General features: G+C 63.1%; 13 protein-coding genes. 3 read left to right on the top strand and 10 right to left on the bottom strand.

The genetic code is table 11. From position 1 onward, the window contains the following. Position 1: 1 nt before the first annotated feature. Positions 2-1,462 carry an Asp-tRNA(Asn)/Glu-tRNA(Gln) amidotransferase subunit GatB gene (gene gatB / locus PRZ03_RS00380; protein ID WP_273598508.1) on the top strand — a complete coding sequence of 487 codons (1,461 nt, stop codon included), beginning with the start codon at positions 2-4 and terminating at the stop codon, positions 1,460-1,462. Between the two features lie 6 nt (positions 1,463-1,468). On the opposite strand, the gene PRZ03_RS00375 is transcribed toward gatB, so the two are convergent. The 3 genes from PRZ03_RS00375 to PRZ03_RS00365 all read right to left on the bottom strand — a co-directional run bounded on the left by PRZ03_RS00375 (position 1,469) and on the right by PRZ03_RS00365 (position 5,340). Next, positions 1,469-2,161 carry a hypothetical protein gene (locus PRZ03_RS00375; protein ID WP_273598507.1) on the bottom strand — a complete coding sequence of 231 codons (693 nt, stop codon included), beginning with the start codon at positions 2,159-2,161 and terminating at the stop codon, positions 1,469-1,471. Beyond that, complete coding sequence (pyrE, locus tag PRZ03_RS00370) at positions 2,161-2,838, bottom strand: orotate phosphoribosyltransferase (RefSeq protein ID WP_273598506.1); 678 nt, start codon at positions 2,836-2,838, stop codon at positions 2,161-2,163. Before pyrE ends, PRZ03_RS00375 begins: the two co-directional genes overlap by 1 nt. A gap of 198 nt (positions 2,839-3,036) precedes the next feature. Then, the gene (locus PRZ03_RS00365; protein ID WP_273598505.1) at positions 3,037-5,340 is read right to left on the bottom strand and encodes a TonB-dependent receptor; all 2,304 of its coding nucleotides are present in this window, start codon (positions 5,338-5,340) and stop codon (positions 3,037-3,039) included. Positions 5,341-5,647: 307 nt separating this feature from the next. On the opposite strand from PRZ03_RS00365, the gene PRZ03_RS00360 reads away from it, so the two are divergent. After that, positions 5,648-6,454 (top strand): exodeoxyribonuclease III, encoded by an 807-nt coding sequence (locus PRZ03_RS00360; protein ID WP_273598504.1) that lies wholly within the window; start codon positions 5,648-5,650, stop codon positions 6,452-6,454. 109 nt (positions 6,455-6,563) lie between these two features. Here the strand turns inward: PRZ03_RS00360 and PRZ03_RS00355 are convergent, their stop codons facing one another. The 3 genes from PRZ03_RS00355 to PRZ03_RS00345 all read right to left on the bottom strand — a co-directional run bounded on the left by PRZ03_RS00355 (position 6,564) and on the right by PRZ03_RS00345 (position 11,197). After that, complete coding sequence (locus PRZ03_RS00355; RefSeq protein WP_263532877.1) at positions 6,564-6,848, bottom strand: sll1863 family stress response protein; 285 nt, start codon at positions 6,846-6,848, stop codon at positions 6,564-6,566. Between the two features lie 159 nt (positions 6,849-7,007). Continuing rightward, positions 7,008-7,580 (bottom strand): PEP-CTERM sorting domain-containing protein, encoded by a 573-nt coding sequence (locus PRZ03_RS00350; RefSeq protein WP_273598503.1) that lies wholly within the window; start codon positions 7,578-7,580, stop codon positions 7,008-7,010. Between the two features lie 11 nt (positions 7,581-7,591). Then, positions 7,592-11,197: an alpha-1,6-glucosidase domain-containing protein gene (locus tag PRZ03_RS00345; RefSeq protein ID WP_273598502.1), complete on the bottom strand. Its 3,606-nt coding sequence runs from the start codon at positions 11,195-11,197 to the stop codon at positions 7,592-7,594. A gap of 382 nt (positions 11,198-11,579) precedes the next feature. On the opposite strand from PRZ03_RS00345, the gene katG reads away from it, so the two are divergent. Next, the gene (gene katG, locus PRZ03_RS00340) at positions 11,580-13,778 is read left to right on the top strand and encodes a catalase/peroxidase HPI (RefSeq protein WP_273598501.1); all 2,199 of its coding nucleotides are present in this window, start codon (positions 11,580-11,582) and stop codon (positions 13,776-13,778) included. A gap of 1 nt (position 13,779) precedes the next feature. Here the strand turns inward: katG and PRZ03_RS00335 are convergent, their stop codons facing one another. Genes PRZ03_RS00335 through PRZ03_RS00320 form a run of 4 tightly spaced genes read right to left on the bottom strand, consistent with a single transcriptional unit; the run spans position 13,780 to position 17,026 of the window. After that, complete coding sequence (locus PRZ03_RS00335; protein ID WP_273598500.1) at positions 13,780-14,877, bottom strand: flavin monoamine oxidase family protein; 1,098 nt, start codon at positions 14,875-14,877, stop codon at positions 13,780-13,782. Next, on the bottom strand, positions 14,874-15,458 hold the full coding sequence (locus PRZ03_RS00330; RefSeq protein ID WP_273598499.1) for a TetR/AcrR family transcriptional regulator: 585 nt from the start codon (positions 15,456-15,458) through the stop codon (positions 14,874-14,876). The genes PRZ03_RS00335 and PRZ03_RS00330 overlap by 4 nt, the downstream gene beginning before the upstream one ends. 55 nt (positions 15,459-15,513) lie before the next feature. Further along, on the bottom strand, positions 15,514-16,209 hold the full coding sequence (locus PRZ03_RS00325) for a cupin domain-containing protein (protein ID WP_273598498.1): 696 nt from the start codon (positions 16,207-16,209) through the stop codon (positions 15,514-15,516). Positions 16,210-16,246: 37 nt separating this feature from the next. Then, positions 16,247-17,026: an SDR family NAD(P)-dependent oxidoreductase gene (locus PRZ03_RS00320; RefSeq protein ID WP_273598497.1), complete on the bottom strand. Its 780-nt coding sequence runs from the start codon at positions 17,024-17,026 to the stop codon at positions 16,247-16,249. Positions 17,027-17,069: the final 43 nt, after the last annotated feature.

Raw genomic sequence — 17,069 nt, 5'->3', positions numbered from 1 at the left:
TATGAGCAGCAGTAGCAACAGCAAACTTATTCGCGGCTATGAGGTCGTGATCGGCCTGGAAAACCATGTCCAGCTGTCGACCCAGTCGAAAATTTTCAGCGGCTCCTCGACCGCGTTTGGCGCCGCGCCCAACACGCAGGCCTCGCCGGTCGATCTGGCCCTGCCGGGCACGCTGCCGGTCTTGAACCGTGGCGCGGTCGAGCGGGCGATCCGCTTCGGTCTGGCGGTCGGCGCCAAGGTCGCACCGCTGTCGATTTTTGCACGCAAGAACTATTTTTACCCCGATCTGCCCAAGGGTTATCAGATCAGCCAGTACGAAATCCCGGTCGTACAGGGCGGCAAACTGGAGTTCTTTGTCGGCGACGTCAAGCACACGGTCAACCTGACCCGTGCCCACCTCGAAGAGGACGCGGGCAAGAGCTTGCACGAGGACTATCACGGCCTGACCGGTATCGACCTGAACCGCGCCGGCACGCCGCTGCTGGAGATCGTCTCCGAGCCCGAAATGCGCAGCGCGGCGGAAGCCGCCGAGTACGCCAAGACCTTGCATGCGCTGGTGGTGTGGCTGGGCATTTGCGATGGCAATATGCAGGAAGGCTCCTTCCGCTGCGACGTCAATGTGTCGGTGCGCCGCCCCGGCGAGCCTTACGGCACGCGCCGCGAGATCAAGAACCTCAACAGCTTCCGCTACATCTTGCAGGCGGTGGACTATGAGGTGAATTGGCAGATTGACGAGCTGGAAGACGGCCGCGCGATCCAGCAGGCCACGATTCTGTTCAACCCCGATACCGGCGAAACCCGCGCCATGCGCAGCAAGGAAGACGCGGCCGATTACCGTTACTTCCCCGACCCGGATCTGCCACCACTCCTGATCGCTAACGAGTGGATCGAGCGGGTGCGCAGCGAGATGCCGGAGCTGCCAGAGCCCATGGCCAAGCGCTTCCAGAGCGAGTTTGGTCTGCCTGGCTACGACGCGGCCATGATGACGCAGAGCAAGGACTTTGGCGCCTTCTTCGAGACGGCGGCCAAGGCCTGCGGACAGCCAAAACTGGTCGCCAACTGGCTGATGGGCGAGTTCGCCCGCCGACTCAATAGCGAAGACCGGCCGCTATCGAGCAGCCCGGTCGACGCCGCAACCTTGGCCGCGTTGATCGTGCGCATCAGCGACGGCACGATTTCGAACAATGGCGCGCGTCAATTGTTTGAAGCGCTGTGGACCGGACCTGCGCAAACGGTCGATGCGCTGATCGAATCCATGGGCTTGAAGCAGATGAGCGATAACACCGAGTTAGAGCGCATCCTCGACGAGGTTTTGGCTGCCAATCCGAAATCGGTCGAAGAGTTCCGCGCCGGCAAGGAAAAGGCTTTCAATGCGCTGGTCGGTCAGGCGATGAAAGCCACCAAGGGCAAGGCGAACCCGACGGCGGTGAATGAATTGCTGAAGAAAAAGCTCGAAGGCTGATTGAGTTCAACGGGGGGCGGATGCTGCGGCGTCCGCCGGTCCATTGCTCGAGTTGCCCAGGCTGCCCGGTGCAGCACCGGCCCACAGCCGCTTCAAACGCTGCAATTCGAGGTCGTAGCGGCTCCCGATGCGCACCAACTCGGCTTTCTGATTCTCGATCAGCTGCTTTTGGGCGTCGACGGCGGCGTCATTCGCGTCCATCTGCTGCTTGAGCTTGGCCGGCAAGGGCTTGCCCTTGTAAAACTCGGCTTCGTCCATCAAGGGTTTGCGCTCCAATGCCAGATCCTTGACACGGCGCTCCGAGATCAGCCGCGCCTTGTTGGCATCGTCCAGCGAGCTGGCCCGGGCGCGCTGATGCGCGGCTTCATCCGGGTAGCGCATCATCAAGTTGCGATCACGCCGCACAGCGTCCAGTTGCGCCAAGCGCTCGGCCGCCAACTTGCGCTCACGCGCCTCATTCGCGGCGCGCTGCTCCGGCGACATCGCCGCCGGCAGCACCGAGCGCAGCGAACCATCGGCATTCAAGACCCGCTGCTCCACCGCACTGCAATCACTGATCGGCCGATCCGAGGTCAGGCGCCGGCCGTCGGCCGTCGTGCAGGTGTAGATGCTGGGCTTGGCGGTGCTCGTGGCCGCCTGCGCCCAGGCCAAGCCGGGCGCCAGCATCAGCATCAGTACGGAGGCGGTGAGTTTGCCCATCAGACCCCGTAGCGATCCCGGTAAGCCTGCACAGCAGCAGCATGGGCGGTGACCCGCACGTCGCTGGTGGTCTTCAAGAATTCCAACAAATCACTCAGGCCTGCGATGGCAATCACTGGCAAGTGCAATTGTTCGGTCACATATTGCACCGCCGACTTGGGGCTGTCGACGCCGTTCTCGACGGCCTTTTCCTGCCGGTCGAGCGCGATGGTGACGCCGCAAGGCGTGGCGCCGGCAGCCGTGATCATCGCGATAGACTCGCGCACCGAGGTGCCGGCGGAGATGACGTCATCAATGATCAAGACGCGACCCTGGACGGGCGCACCAACCAGGGTGCCGCCTTCGCCATGATCCTTGGCCTCCTTGCGGTTGTAGGCGAATGGCTTGTTATGGCCGAGCCGCGCCAGCTCGATGGACAGCGCCGCCGCCAGGGTGATGCCTTTGTAAGCGGGGCCAAAAATCATGTCGAACTGCAGGCCGGAGGCGATCAGGCGCTGCGCGTAAAACTGCGCCAGCCGGCCCAGCTTGGCGCCATCGTCAAACAGACCGGCGTTGAAGAAATAAGGGCTCAGGCGGCCGGCCTTGGTTTTGAACTCGCCGAAGCGAAGCACCCCGGCTTCAACCGCGAAGGCAACGAATTCTTGGGCAAGTGGATCGGGCGTTTTAGCTGTCGTCATGGGCTGCTCAGGCGGGTTCTTTCGGGACATTGTAGGGGCCAAAAAAAGCCCGATCCTCACTGAAGGATCGGGCTTTGCACAAGCGCCTAATCAGTTGAGGCCGGAGCTTGCGGGGTACCGCAAGGTCCAGCCCACAGAACCCGCTCAATCAGTTGGGGTCGGAGCTTGCGGGGTACCGCAAGGTCCAACCCACAAAGTCTAGAAACTTGCCTTGAACTGCAGCCCATAGCTGCGTGGCTCGTTGATGATGCCGGTCAGGTTGTTGAAGTCGATCGCGGCCACGACTTGCTGCTCGTTGGTCATATTGCGCACATAGGCCGAGACTTCGTACTTGGAGTTGTTCCAGCCGTAGCCGACGCGCAGGCCGCCCTCTAACAGCGACTTGGCACGGTACTCGGCCGCCTTGTACAGGAACATGTTGTACTCGTCCTTGTAGGCCCAGTCGGTCAACACATAGACGTCGCCGCCGGCCAGCTCGGTGCTGTAACGCAGCGTCCAGTTGGCAATCCACTTCGGCGCGCGCGGCAGCGGGTTGCCGCCGATCAGCACGACGCCCTTGACATCGGGACTGACCTTGTTCTGCACGGTACAGCCGGTATTGGCCTCCAAGAATTGGAAGGTCGCATTGCCGCAAGGTGCGACGAAGAGCTTGTCGTCCTTGATCTCGGTGTCGGTGTAGCTCAGGCCCAGCGAGGTGCGCCAGTCGCGCGCAATGATGGCTTGGGCATCCAGCTCAAAGCCCTGGCCGGTCGCCTTCTTGGCGTTCACGAGGCGGTTTTGATTGACGCTGCCGCTGCCGGCCGTCAGTTGCAGATCATCGACCTTGTAGCTGAACACGGTGCCGCTGATACGCGCCGTCTTGTTCAGCAGATCGGTCTTGAAGCCGGCTTCGAAGGACAGCGCCTTTTCGGAGTTAGCGACCGAGATCGAATCGCCGAACAAGACCCGACCCTGGATACTTGGGGCACGGTAGCCGGTGGCCACCCGGGTGAACAGCGAGGTGTCCTGGTTCACGGTGTAGTTGGCACTCAAGTCCCAGCTCCAGTCGGTCGAGCGCGGATTGGCCGTGAACGGGCCGGCATTCTTGCCACCGAACGGGGTCTGGGTGCGTGCGGCGTCAAAGTCCTTTTTATCGTCGGTATAACGCAGGCCTCCGCGAATTTTCAGATCATTGGTGACGGCATAGTTCAGGCTGCCGAAAGCGGCCCAGGAGGTCGAATCCTGGTGCTGGTAGGCATAGCCGTTTTGCGGGTCGCCGGCCGAGAAGGAGTCGAAGTTGAAGCTGTCAACCGTCATCTTCTCTTTGAAGAAATACAGGCCGCCGATCCACTGCAGCGCGTCGCTGGTATTGGACTGCAGGCGGAACTCTTGCGTGGCTTGCTTCAGCTCGGGCAAGCCGTCGGCCGTCTGGGCGTCAAAAGGAATGACAGAGGGCTGGCCGGGGAAACGCGGGCCGTCGGGGATACCGGCAAAGCGGCTGCCAAAACCACCATCCACGTCGCCGCGGCTGTAAAACTTGGCGGTGTCATAGGCCGTGATCGAGTGCAGCGTCATGCCGCTCAAGTCCCAGCGCAAACGGGCGCTGACGCCCTTGGACCGCAGCGTTTGCTCGTTATAGCCGTCGGTCGGGTAATTCGAGGCGTCAAAACCGTCGACGATGTCATTCGTGCCGCGCTTGATGATGTTGGCGCGGAATGTCGTGGCGCTGCCTTCGTAATCGCGACCGCGCAGATTGAACAGCGCGTAGAAGCCGCCGTTCTTGTAGGCCGCCTGCACACGCGCGGCCTTGTCGTTATAGCCTTCCAGGTCCGAAGTGGCGCCGGGCAGCGGGTTGTGCACACGGTCGCTGGCGCGCTGCATCAGCACGGCGGCGCGCACGGCCCAATCCTCACCCAAAGGCGTGTTGACCGCAGCTTCCAAATTGAAGGCATTGTTGTTGCCGAAACCGGTGTTGACATAACCCTCGAACCGCTTGCCTGGCTTGACAGAGTCAAACTTCATCACGCCGGCCGGTGAGTTGCGGCCGAAAAGCGTGCCCTGCGGGCCGCGCAAGACCTCAACCTGCTCCACGTCAAAAACCGGGAAGCCTTTCAACATCGGGCTTTCCTGCACCACATCGTCATAGACCAGGCCGACCGGCTGCGAGGCATTCAAGTCAAAGTCGGTATTGCCCAGGCCGCGGATATAAAAACGCGGGAAGGTGCGGCCGAAATCCGATTCGATGTTCAGGCTGGGCACCCGGCCCGACAGCGCGCGGATGTCTTGGCCGCTGGCGTTGTAGGCATCGAGTTCTTCGCCCTTGATGGCCGAGATCGACATCGGCACGTCGCGGATGTTCTCGACCCGGCGGCTGCCGGTGACGATGACGGTGTTGAGCGTCGTTGTGTCCTTCTTGGCTTCGGTCGCGGGCGCGTCTGCGCTCTGCGCCAGAGCGCCATGCATGGGGAAAGCGGCGGCCAAGGCAAGGGCCATCAGGCTGGGTTTAAGAGCAAAGGTTTTCATGGGAATCCTGCGGGTGAGTTGATTCAAAGAGCGGGCTATCTCGGGCCTTTGCGGCCAAATCTTGGACGGGACGCTCCAACAATGATCCGAGCGGGGCGTAGGCCTGGTCTCGACACTGAATCGAGCTTCGGCAAACGTTTGCCTTCTGAGCAGTCGTGAATCTATCAAGTCATTCCGATGAAAGTCACCGCGAAAGGGTTTGCCCTAGGACTTTGTGGTCAAAACACAGCAGACCAATCGAGACCAGGCGCGGCGCAGCCGCCTGCGATACTGCGCCCATTGCCACCCAACCCTGCCTTTTTTCACCATGCGCTTCATCACAGCCAATCTGAACGGCATCCGTTCCGCCGCCACCAAGGGTTTTTTTGATTGGTTGCCCGAGCAAAAAGCCGACGCGCTGGGCGTGCAAGAAGTGAAGGCGCAAGACGAGCATGTGGCCGGCACTTTTTGCAGCTCTGGCGAGCTCAAAGGTCACTTCCACTACGCGCAGAAGAAGGGCTACTCCGGCGTGGGCCTCTACACCCGCGAGCTGCCCAGCGATGTCATCACCGGCATCGGTGTTGAGGAATTCGACTTCGAGGGTCGCTATATCGAGAAACGCTTCGACAAGCCCGGCCGCAAGCTCAGCCTGATCAGTTGCTACTTCCCCAGCGGCAGCAGCGGGCCCGAGCGGCAAGAAGCCAAATACCGCTTTCTGGCCGCGATGGCGCCCCATTTGGCAGCGCTGCAGGCGGAGCGCGAGTTCATTCTGGTGGCCGATGTCAACATCGCCCACAGGCCAGCTGACCTGAAGAACTGGAAGGGCAACCTGAAGAACTCCGGCTTCCTGCCCGAGGAGCGTGCCTGGCTAGATCAGCTCTTCGGCAGTGGCGACAAGCAAAGCCCGGGCGGCTTGGTCGATGTGTATCGGCAGCTGCACCCCGACACCACCGACGAGTGCTACACATGGTGGAGCAACCGCGGCCAAGCCTATGCCAAGAACGTAGGCTGGCGGCTGGACTATCACTTCGCGACACCAAAGCTCGCGGCTCTGGCCCGGAGTGCAAGCATCTACAAGGATCAGAAATTCAGCGACCATGCGCCGCTGACGGTGGACTACGACTTCAGTTTGTGAAGCAAGTCGGATTCTGAAGAGCGCGCCCCTATCAGGCTAGGGGCGCACCGATCCCGGCTCGCCGGGCTGGCCCACACTCACCCAAAATCAGGGCAGGGCAATGACTCAGTCAGACCTGCGACTTGAAGTAGTTGAAGGAATGAACAAACGCGTCGCGCATCTTGTCCATGTCGGCCACCAAGGCATCCCAGCGGTCTTCGCCCGCGGCCTTCAGGTCCTCCAGCTTGGCGGCAGCCGCCTTGGATTGAGCGCGCAGACTGGCCACTTCTTCCCTGTACTTGGCGCGCGCTTCATCCTTGGCGTCTTTGGCCTTCGCATCGACCGCATCCATCTTCGCGTTCAGTGCGTCGAGCTGGTTCTTCATCTTCTGGACATAGGTGTCGCGTGTGTTCATGGCAGGGGCTCCTTTGGGTTTGATCGGGATCGGCAATTGCCTTGAAAGCAATTTAGCCCGACCCCAGACCCTGCTCTGTGCGATGGCGCACATTGCCACGGCTGCCTATCTGAAGGAGTTTGCCCGCGCGCGGCCCTGACGCAGCGGATCAGCGCCGCATCACTTGGCGCGCAGCCGCCGCCAAGCAAAAAGCAAGCCCAGGCCAAGTGCCGCCAGCGCGGCGTTGGCCGGCTCAGGCACGGCAGCCGTCACACCCAGACCCAGGCTGCCGCTGAGCCACTGGCCTTCGGCGACGCCGTCAGCCGCGTCCTTGTAAGCTTCACTGAACTCGATCCGCAGCAGGCCATCGGCACCGGCAGCAATCCCATAGGGGCTCATGTCGAGTGCGCCGGCATAGCTGCCGTTGCCGCTTAAATTGTCGCCCAGGGCAGGGCTCAGCGTGATCGCATCCAAGCCGCTGGAACTGCCGAAACTGACCTGCATATCGCCCAGGCTGCTGGGCGCGAAAGCACTCAGCTGCAGCGTCCAATCGAGCGAACTCAGCAAGGCGTTGGCGCCAACGTCGACGAGCCAGACCGTGTTGCCGGCCTCTCCCTGCAGATTGATGCTCTGCGCGCCACTGACGTCAATATTGACGCTTGCGGCTTGCGTGGCGGCACTGGCGAGCAGCGCGGCGGCGAGGGTGGCCGTCGCGGCCAAGTTGCGGAACTTGTAATGGTGGAATTTGTTCATGGTGGGTGTTTCTATTTCAATGCTGCGGGGCGAACGACGAAGACCACGGCGGTGCGGGCCGGCAGGCTGAAGGCACCGGTTGCGCGCTCAAAGCTGGCTTGGCGGGCACGCTGATCGGCCGCGTTAGCCGAGCTGTGCACCGGGTGCAACTCCAGCGCGCGGCCGGCCAACGCCGGCAGCGTCAACTGCTTGTCGGTCTTGTCGACGTTGATCAGATAGACCAGCTCCTCGAAGTTCGCGCCGGCATAGCCCACGCCGTTCAGGCGGCCGACCAAGACCGTCGCCTCCTGGGCCGAGCCGGTGTTCAGGAAGCTCAGGCGGGCCTTGATGTCCTCGGCCGTACGCAGGCGCAGCAGCGTCGTGCTCTTGCGGATGCGCAGCAGATCGCGGAAGGCATCCCGCGTCCAGGCGATGTCGGCCGCACTCGGCTTGATCAGCGCATTGCTCAGCAGCGGGCGCGCCAGGTTCCAGTTGTCAGCGTTGTCACGCGCAGGTGGCAGGCCGACGCCGAAGTTATTGTCGGCATAGCTCCAGTCCAGGCGGTTGAACCAGTCGCCGCTGTCGTAGCTGTTTTTGTCCAGCGACTTGCTGCGCAAGATGTCCACGCCGGCATGGAAATAGGCCACGCCCTGGCTGAAGCTGTTGATCGCCGCCGCCAGGATTTGCACGCGGGCGCGGTCTTCATGGCTGGTGTTGCTGGGCAGCTTGAAGGCGTTGTTATCGAACAGCGTCAGGTTGTCGTGGTTCTCTACATAATTGACCACCTCGCCGGGTTCCAACACCCAACCGGCGGGGATGCCGCCAACATTGATCTGCTCCAGACGCAGCATGGCGTCCCAGCTCGTTTGCATCTGGAAGCTGCGGATCGAGCCCGCAAGCGAAGCCTTGATGCGGTCGGCCTGCCACATCAGTTCGCCACGGCTCTGGCCGGAGGCCGCAGAGTTGGCGTCATAGAAGAAGCCGTTCACATAGCCCTGGTTGGCGACCAGGCCCGCGCCCGAATCGCAGCAACCGCCGCCGCGCACCGCGTCGCGGATCAGCGGGTTGAAGCTGCCGATGCCGGAGCCGTTGAGCGACAGCATCTCGGCCTGCACAAAGCGCGCACCATTGGCCACTTCGCCGAAGTTCCAGCCTTCGCCGAGGATCTGCACCTCGCGACCCGTGGCGACCTTGACGCGCGCCTTCAGCGCCTCGATGACAGCGCGCGGATGGTGGCCCATGATGTCGAAGCGCAGCGAGCTGATGCGGTAATCGCGCGTCCAGGTGACGGCCGAGTCGGTCATCAGCTTGGCCATCATCAGATTCTCGGAGGCGGTGTTTTCGCAGCAGGTCGAGCGTTCGATGCCGCCGCTAGCGTTGAGTCGGTAGTAATAGCCGGGCACGACCTTGTCGAGCACCGAGTTGGCGTTCTGGCCGGACGAGCTGGTGTGGTTGTAGACCATGTCCATGCCCACGCGCAGGCCGGCGGCGTTGAGCGCCTGCACCATGCGGCGGAACTCGACGACGCGGGCGACCGGGTCACTGGCCGAACTGGCGTAGCTGCCCTCTGGCGTGCTGAACTGCATCGGGTCATAACCCCAGTTGAAGCAGTCGCTGCCGGCCGTGGCCGCCACCGTCGCCTGCTGCGCATCGCTGTCCGGCGCTCCGGCTGGCGTCGGCGTCAGGCAGCTCTTTTCATTGACGCTGGCAATGTCGAACACCGGCAGCAAGTGCACATCGGTCAAGCCCGCCGCGGCCAAGGCGCTGAGGTGGCGCATGCCATTGGAATTGGCTTCGGTGAAGGCGAGGTATTTGCCCCGCTTGGCCGCAGGCACGCTGCTGTCGTTGATAGAGAAGTCACGCACATGCAACTCGTAGATGCTGAGGTCCGAGGGTGCTGCCACTGTCGCAGGCGGTGCGCCGGCATCCCAGCCGACTGGCTTGGTGGTGGCGGCGTCCAAGTCCATCACGACGCTTTGCTGGCTGCCTAGCGTGAGGCCGAGCGAGTAGGGGTCGGTAACGAGGTTGCGCACCAGGCCAACACCGCGCACAAACACCTGCACCTGGTAGCGGTAGCTGGCGCCTTGCAAGCGACCGGGCTTGGCCAGGCGCCACACGCCGGTGGCGGCGTCGCGGCTCATCGGCTCGGTGCTGGTGCGGCTCAGCAGCGCGGAGCCGTTGACGGGCGAGGTGAGCACCAAGGAGACGGCCTGCGCGGTCGGCGCCCAAAGCTTGAAGCTGGTGCTGCCATTGGTGATCACAGCACCCAGGTCGGGCACTTGGCTGGCCGCTGCGTACAGCTCATCCAAGGCGCCTGCGACCTGCGCGGTAGTGGCGTTCTGCACGCGGCCTTCGGCATCTTCTTGCACCAGCACGAGCTGCCTTTGGTGCAGCTCAGGCAGGCGCGCCATATCGGCCGTGCGGACATTGAAAACCGCGCCGTTGGCGACATATTTGAAACGCAGCGCATCGGCAGCGGGCACGCTGCCGGCGAAGGCGTCCAGCGTGATGAAGCCGTCTGCGCCCTGGACCGACTTGTCGGCAGCCACCACGATCTGGCCGCTTGCCGAGTGGTAGAGCCGCACGACGCCGGCGGCCGCCACGCGCGGCCATTTCACCAAACTCTTGTTCAACCAGACGGCGCGCGCATCGGTACTAGAGACCTGGCGCAGATCGGGCGGCGCGGTGTAGACCATGGCGTCACGCTCCAGCAGCCAGACATGGCCGATCTGGTTTTTGACGGTCAGCGCGGCGTATTCAACGCGGATATTGTTGTCACGGCCGTCCTTGTCGTTCTCGTTGGGCGGCATGCCGTGGATGATGAATTCCAAGGCCTTGCGGTTCACATCACCCTGCGGGTTCAGCACCGGGATGTCGAACACCACTTCGCCGTCGCCGGCCGTGTAGCCGGGCATCGCGCTCAAGGCCACTGGCTGGTTCCAGATGTCGATATTGACGCCGGCGGGCGTGGCGGCCGGGTTCATCCCGTTGCTGCCCCACAAATGCAAGCCCCAGGCGTTGTAGGCGCCATCAAAACGCTTGTAGTGCACGCGCACGGTCTTGATGTCGGGCACCGGCAGCAGCAGCGGGTTGCTGGCGTAGTTGCTGCTGTCAGCCTGCAAACGCCAGATCTCGTTGGCGCCGGCTTGCAGCACATAACTCTGATCGGCGCCGCCGTTGTCCTTGTTATCGCCGTTGTGCAGCAAGAAGCCCACCGTGCCCGTGGCCGTGGCCAGTGGCACGTCGTAATAGACACCGAAGTCGTCGCTGCCCGCAGCATTCCAGCCTGCGCTCCAGTTCGGGCTTTGCGCGGCGCCCCAGCTGTGGAGCTGCCAGCCAGCATGGTTGCCGTCGGCGCGGCGGTAATGCACGCGCAGCGAAGTGGCGGGCGCGGCAGTCGTCGCCACGGCGGCGATCTTGGCCCGCGCAGTCGTCTGCCCCGTTTGCGGCAAACCGGCCAGCAATTCGACGCCGCTCTCTGGGACAGCGGCGACGCTGACGCTGCTCATCGGCTCCGACTGCGCCTCTTGCGCAGCACTGCCTCCGCCGCAGCCGGCCAACAGCCCACTGAGGCCGATCGCCATCGCTCCAATCACCCGCCGCGCCAGCCGCGCTCGACCACCTAGCCATGCATTCATGCCTGTGTCTCCAAAAGTTTGGCGGATGGTACTGAAGTAAAACTACATATGGAAGTTGGTGTAATCCCGGTGATGAGGCTGCAAAATTCGTGAATTTATAAGCACTTCATGGGGTGAATTTGAATACAAGACGCTAGCAATGTAGTTTTACTTCTTATTGTTTTGTCATATGAATCGCGAAACTTTCGGCTTGCCGAGCACAAGCAGGGCTTGCCGGACAAGCGCCCTGTGCAGCCGGGCAGCGTCAGTCCGGCCGGCCGGACCATGCGTCGGTCGACAAAAATCAGGCTATGACTGTGATTGGCAAAAGTCATCATCTGCTCGGGTCCTAAACCCTAAACTGCACAGGCACTTCAATGACAAACATCCTCAGGAGCCAGCCATGTCAGCACAATCCAAATGCCCTTTCGCCGGCCACGCCAGCCCCAACGCAATAGCCGCCGCACCCTCCAATGCCAACTGGTGGCCGAATCAACTCAAGCTGAGCATCCTGCATCAGCATTCGCCGCAGTCCGACCCGATGGGCGCGGACTTTGACTACGCCGCTGAATTCAAGCGTTTGGATCTGGATGCGGTTGTCAAAGACTTGCACGCCTTGATGACCGACTCACAAGACTGGTGGCCGGCCGATTGGGGCCATTACGGCGGCTTGATGGTGCGTATGGCCTGGCACGCAGCCGGCACCTACCGCGTGACCGACGGCCGCGGCGGCGCGGGCACCGGCAACCAGCGTTTTGCGCCACTGAACAGCTGGCCCGACAACGGCAACCTGGACAAGGCGCGCCGCCTGCTCTGGCCGATCAAACAAAAGTATGGCCGCCAGCTTTCCTGGGCCGACCTGATCGTCCTGGCCGGCAATATTGCGCTGGAATCAATGGGCTTCAAGACCTTTGGGTTTGCCGGCGGCCGCCCCGACATCTGGGCACCCGAGGAAGATGTCTACTGGGGCTCCGAAAGCACCTGGCTGGGTGATAAACGCTATAGCGGCGATCGTGAGTTGGAGAACCCGCTGGCCGCCGTGCAGATGGGCCTGATCTATGTGAACCCGGAGGGGCCTAACGGCGTGCCTGATCCGGTCGCCTCCGGCCGCGATGTCCGCGAGACTTTCGCCCGCATGGCCATGGATGACGAAGAGACCGTCGCCTTGGTGGCCGGCGGCCACACCTTCGGCAAGGCGCATGGCGCGGGCGACCCTGCGCTGGTCGGCCCTGAGCCCGAAGCCGGCCCGCTGGAACAGCAAGGCCTGGGCTGGATCAATAAATTGGGTTCGGGCAAGGGCGTGCACACCACCACCAGCGGCATCGAGGGCGCTTGGAAGCCCAATCCGACGACCTGGGATAACGGCTATTTCGACATGCTGTTCGGCTACGAGTGGGCGCTAACTAAAAGCCCGGCCGGTGCCCATCAATGGGTCGCCCAGAACGTCAAGCCCGAGCACATGATTCCGGACGCGCATGACCCGAGCAAGAAGCACCCGCCGATGATGACCACGGCCGACCTGTCGCTGCGCATGGACCCGGCCTACGAGAAAATTTCGCGCCGCTTCCACCAAGACCCGGCCGCCTTCGCCGACGCCTTCGCACGCGCCTGGTTCAAACTGACGCACCGCGATATGGGCCCACGCGCACGCTACCTTGGTGCGCTCGTGCCGCAAGAGGTGTTGAGCTGGCAAGACCCGATTCCGGCTGTTGACCACGCGCTGGTCAACGCACAAGACATCGCCGGTCTGAAGGCCAAGCTGCTCGCCTCTGGCCTGAGCATCGGCCAACTGGTCAACACCGCCTGGGCCTCGGCCTCGACCTTCCGTGGCAGCGACAAACGCGGCGGCGCCAATGGTGCGCGCATCCGCCTGGCGCCGCAAAAGGATTGGGCCGTCAATCAGCCGGCCGAGTTGGCTGCGGTGCTGAGCAAGCTGGAAGCGATTCAGGCCGAGTTCAATGCGTCTCACGGGCCCCAAGGCAAGAAGATCTCACTTGCCGATCTGATCGTGCTGGGCGGCAATGCGGCCATTGAAGCGGCCGCCAAGCAGGCCGGCCAAGACGTGAGCGTGCCGTTTGCGCCCGGTCGCATGGACGCTACGCAGGAGCAAACCGATGCGGCCTCCTTCGCTTATCTGGAGCCCGCCGCCGATGGTTTCCGCAACTATGCCCGCCCCGGTCTGGCCGGCGTGAGCGCCGAACTGCTGCTGGACAAGGCGCAGCTGCTGACGCTGAGCGCGCCGGAGCTGACGGTGCTGGTTGGCGGCCTGCGCGTGTTGAATGCAAACGTGGCTCAGACCCAGCACGGCGTGTTCAGCGCGCGGCCCGAAACCTTGAGCAACGACTTCTTTGTCAACTTGCTCGATATGCGCACGCAGTGGCAAAAGTCCACCAGCGCCGATGGCGTGTTGGAAGGGCGAGATCGCAGCACGAACGAGTTGAAATGGACCGCCACCGTGGTTGACCTGGTGTTCGGCTCCAACTCGCAGCTGCGCGCGCTGGCCGAGGTCTACGGCTGCAGTGACTCGGGCCCGAAATTCGTGCAGGACTTCGTCGCGGCCTGGACCAAGGTGATGAATCTGGACCGCTTCGAACTGGCTTGATTCAGGACCCGCGGAGCAGGTCAGCGGCCACCTGCTCCGCCGCTTCCAGCGCGCCTTCCAAGAACCCGCCCGACTGCGGTGCGAACTCGGTGCCGGCCAGCCATAGGCGCCCCCGCCATTCGGCCGGCACATTTGGCGCGCTGTAAACCGGATGTTGGCTGAGCGGCCTGTGGTCCAGCGCATCAGCCGTGAAGGGCTCTTGCGCCCAATCCTGCACGGCCGACCACAAGGGCGTTTCGGCCTGCGGGCCGAACAGACGGGCGAGCTGGGCCAGGGATTGCTGGCGCAGGTCTACCTCGCCCACGCCTTGCCGGTAAGACGGCGGCACACCCAGAAAGCCAAATAGCGCTGCGTGCTGGCCGGCGCCGTCAGAGGCGTCATGGATCTCCACCATAGGCCCGCGATGGCTGCCGGCCGCGCCCGAGAGGCCGGCTTCGCGCCAAAAGGCCTGTTCGTAGACCGCGACAAACTTGGCCTGGCCGGCCATCCAGGTTGGCGTACGGCGCCAGCCCTGCGCTGTGGCCGGCGGCCAAGCGGGCTCGGCCGACAGCTCGGCCAGCAAGCGCGGCGGCAAGCTGCTGATGACGCGTGCGGCGTGCTGCACCCAGCGGCGCTCGCCCTGCCTCAGATGCAAATCGACGCCGCCTTCGGGCCGCAGCTGCAAGGCCTCGACCAGCGTCCCCGGCAGCCATTGCACCTGCGTCAACAAGCTTTGAATACCGCCAACCAATGCGCCCATGCCGCCGGCAATGCGCATCGAGCGCGGCTGCTGCTCCCAGCTGTGGCCCAGGCGCCGTACGGCCCCGTCCGGCCCTTCGAGCAGGCTGGCTCCTTCTGTGTGCTGCGGGTAACTTGTTAGCCCCAAGCGCTGCACCCAGGCACTCATCAGCGGGTTGATCTCGGGCCAGTACCAGGACGGACCCAGATCCAGCCGGTGTTCGGCGCCGTCAGACGTCGGCACACTTAGCACGCGCCCGCCTGCGCGCTGGCGCGCCTCGACCAGCATCACCGCATGCCCCGCCTCTTGCAGCCGCCACGCAGCGTGCAGACCGCTCAGGCCGGCGCCGATGACGACGCTCAGTTGCTCGAACACGCTCATGCCGCTATCGATACCAACAAGGTGTCCATCACTTGGCGCGGCCCCCGGCCCGACTGCAGACCGCGGCCCACCAGCATCGCGCCTTCCAGCGCGCCCAAGAGGGTCAGTGCCCATTCCGGCGCGGAGATAGCAACATTCACCGTCCCGGCCTGCTGGCCTTGGGCAATCACGCTCTCGAGCCAGGCCACATTGACCTCAAAAAACCGCCGCACCTCGGCATTGATCTCGGCCGGCAAGGAATCGGACTCGGCACCCAACATGCCGCACACGCATAGGCGGCGGTTTTCGGCATAAGTGGTCTCAAACAACTGGGCATAGGCGCAAAGGCGCTCCGGTGCCCGCGCCTGCGTGCCTTCGATATGCAGCAAGGCCTGGCGAAAGCGGTGGGTGTAGCGCTGCGCTACCACCACGCCCAATTCGATCTTGGTCGGGAAATGGTGATGGATGCTGGGCTTGCGAATGCCGACCATTTGCGCCACGTCTTCATAGGAGAAGCCGTTGTAGCCGACGCGCTGTATCAGCGCCTCGCCGGCATCCACAATGCGCTCGGCCGAGGCCGTCAGTTCGGAGAAATGTTTCATGGGATCTGGCGTTCTTGACCAAGCAATAGGTAGACGAATTCTAGGGAACTGAGCTTCAAGGCCTTGCCCTCGAAGTCGGTGGCAGATGACCGGTCTTGAGCCAGAAGGTACAGCCTTGTGCACTTGATAGGGGCTGGTGCTGATGGCAGTCGGGCAGGCGCAACCAGTTGCCGGGTCCGCAGTGGCGCTGCTCATGCTGGAGTTCGCCGCTGATGACAAAGATCTCTGCGCCGCCCTGGCATCCTTGATGGTCGCGGCAAAGCAAGCCGGCCGACGGGGCCAGTTTCACCAGACTGGTCTGCTCCGAGCCGAAGCCGCCGAGTGGCATCAGCTCGATACCGGCCGCCGGACCCGGCTCCCAGGCCGCAGCGCGGGTGTCTATCACCCGGCGCTGCTGGTCCTCCGCCTGCAACTGCCTGAGCTTGACGAAGATGATGCAGCCGCCGTCGGTAAACGGCGCATGGGACGAACCCCAGGGGTTGCGCACAGCGCAGCCTGCCGGGTAACGGCCATATTCATCGGCAAACTCACCCTCCAGCACGAAGAACTCCTCGCCCCTATCGTGCGTATGCCGATCAAACTTGGAGTCCGGCGCATAACGCACCAAAGAGGTGGCGACCGCCACCTCGTCGCCATCGCGGTGCAGCAATCTGCGCATCACCCCGGCTGCCGGCGAGGGCAGCCAAGGCAGCGTTTGCGTGTTGATCACGACGGCTTGTGTCAGGTCGCTGTGCAACTTCAGATGATTCATCCGGCCAGTATCCTTCCAAGCGATTGCCAAGAAGGCCTCAGGCCAAATTGCGCCCGGCCATCACGCCGCCGTCCACATCCCAGACCGCCCCGGTCACCCAGCCGGCCTTGTCTGACAGCAAAAAGCCGACCGCCTCAGCTACGTCGCGCGGCGTGCCCACGCGGCCGATTGGGTGGAAGCTGTTGAAGCCTTGCAGCGCCGCATGCACCTCGGCCTTGGGAATGAAGCCCTCATAAATCGGCGTCTCCACCACCGCCGGCGACACCGCGTTGACCCGAATGCCATGCGAGGCCAGCTCCATCGCCAGATGCTGGGTCAGCGAATGCAGGCCGGCCTTGGCCATCGAATAGGCACTCGACGGCGTGGCCTGGATCGCCTGCTTGCCCCACATCGAACCGATGTTGACGATGGCGCCCTGGCGGCCGGACGCCACCATGTTCAGCGCGACTTTTTGCGTCACAAAGAAGAAGGCGCGGTTCAGGTTCATGTACTGGTCGTAGTCGGCGTGGCTATGTTCCAGGAAGGGCTTGGGGAAGAACACGCCGGCGGCATTGACGAGCAGATCAATGTCCCGGTGCTCGGCATCCAGGGTTTGAAGCAGGCGATCCACACCAGCGGCTGTGCTCAGGTCGGCACTCAGCGACGTTACCTCGCCCAGCTCGGCGAGCATGCGGTGCGCTGCTTCGAGCTTGTCCGCCCGATGGCCAACAATAAGCACCCGGCCGCCCTGTTCCAGCACCAGGCGTGCGGTTTCCAAGCCGATGCCGCTGCTGCCGCCGACGACCAAGAGCTTTTTGCCAGTGAATGTTGAAGTCATTGCATTCTCCAAAATATTTACCTACTACTTGGTAGGCATCTGC

Origin of the sequence: Roseateles albus, assembly GCF_028595345.1 — a bacterium.
GTDB lineage: Bacteria > Pseudomonadota > Gammaproteobacteria > Burkholderiales > Burkholderiaceae_C > Paucibacter_A > Paucibacter_A albus.
This window is presented reverse-complemented; position numbering and strand designations above follow the sequence as displayed.

Bases quoted from the DNA above. Each gene is read 5' to 3' on its own strand.
- gatB (WP_273598508.1), top strand. From the start codon at position 2: ATGAGCAGCAGTAGCAACAGCAAACTTATTCGCGGCTATGAGGTCGTG.
- PRZ03_RS00375 (WP_273598507.1), bottom strand. From the start codon at position 2,161: ATGGGCAAACTCACCGCCTCCGTACTGATGCTGATGCTGGCGCCCGGC.
- pyrE (WP_273598506.1), bottom strand. From the start codon at position 2,838: ATGACGACAGCTAAAACGCCCGATCCACTTGCCCAAGAATTCGTTGCC.
- PRZ03_RS00365 (WP_273598505.1), bottom strand. From the start codon at position 5,340: ATGAAAACCTTTGCTCTTAAACCCAGCCTGATGGCCCTTGCCTTGGCC.
- PRZ03_RS00360 (WP_273598504.1), top strand. From the start codon at position 5,648: ATGCGCTTCATCACAGCCAATCTGAACGGCATCCGTTCCGCCGCCACC.
- PRZ03_RS00355 (WP_263532877.1), bottom strand. From the start codon at position 6,848: ATGAACACACGCGACACCTATGTCCAGAAGATGAAGAACCAGCTCGAC.
- PRZ03_RS00350 (WP_273598503.1), bottom strand. From the start codon at position 7,580: ATGAACAAATTCCACCATTACAAGTTCCGCAACTTGGCCGCGACGGCC.
- PRZ03_RS00345 (WP_273598502.1), bottom strand. From the start codon at position 11,197: ATGAATGCATGGCTAGGTGGTCGAGCGCGGCTGGCGCGGCGGGTGATT.
- katG (WP_273598501.1), top strand. From the start codon at position 11,580: ATGTCAGCACAATCCAAATGCCCTTTCGCCGGCCACGCCAGCCCCAAC.
- PRZ03_RS00335 (WP_273598500.1), bottom strand. From the start codon at position 14,877: ATGAGCGTGTTCGAGCAACTGAGCGTCGTCATCGGCGCCGGCCTGAGC.
- PRZ03_RS00330 (WP_273598499.1), bottom strand. From the start codon at position 15,458: ATGAAACATTTCTCCGAACTGACGGCCTCGGCCGAGCGCATTGTGGAT.
- PRZ03_RS00325 (WP_273598498.1), bottom strand. From the start codon at position 16,209: ATGAATCATCTGAAGTTGCACAGCGACCTGACACAAGCCGTCGTGATC.
- PRZ03_RS00320 (WP_273598497.1), bottom strand. From the start codon at position 17,026: ATGACTTCAACATTCACTGGCAAAAAGCTCTTGGTCGTCGGCGGCAGC.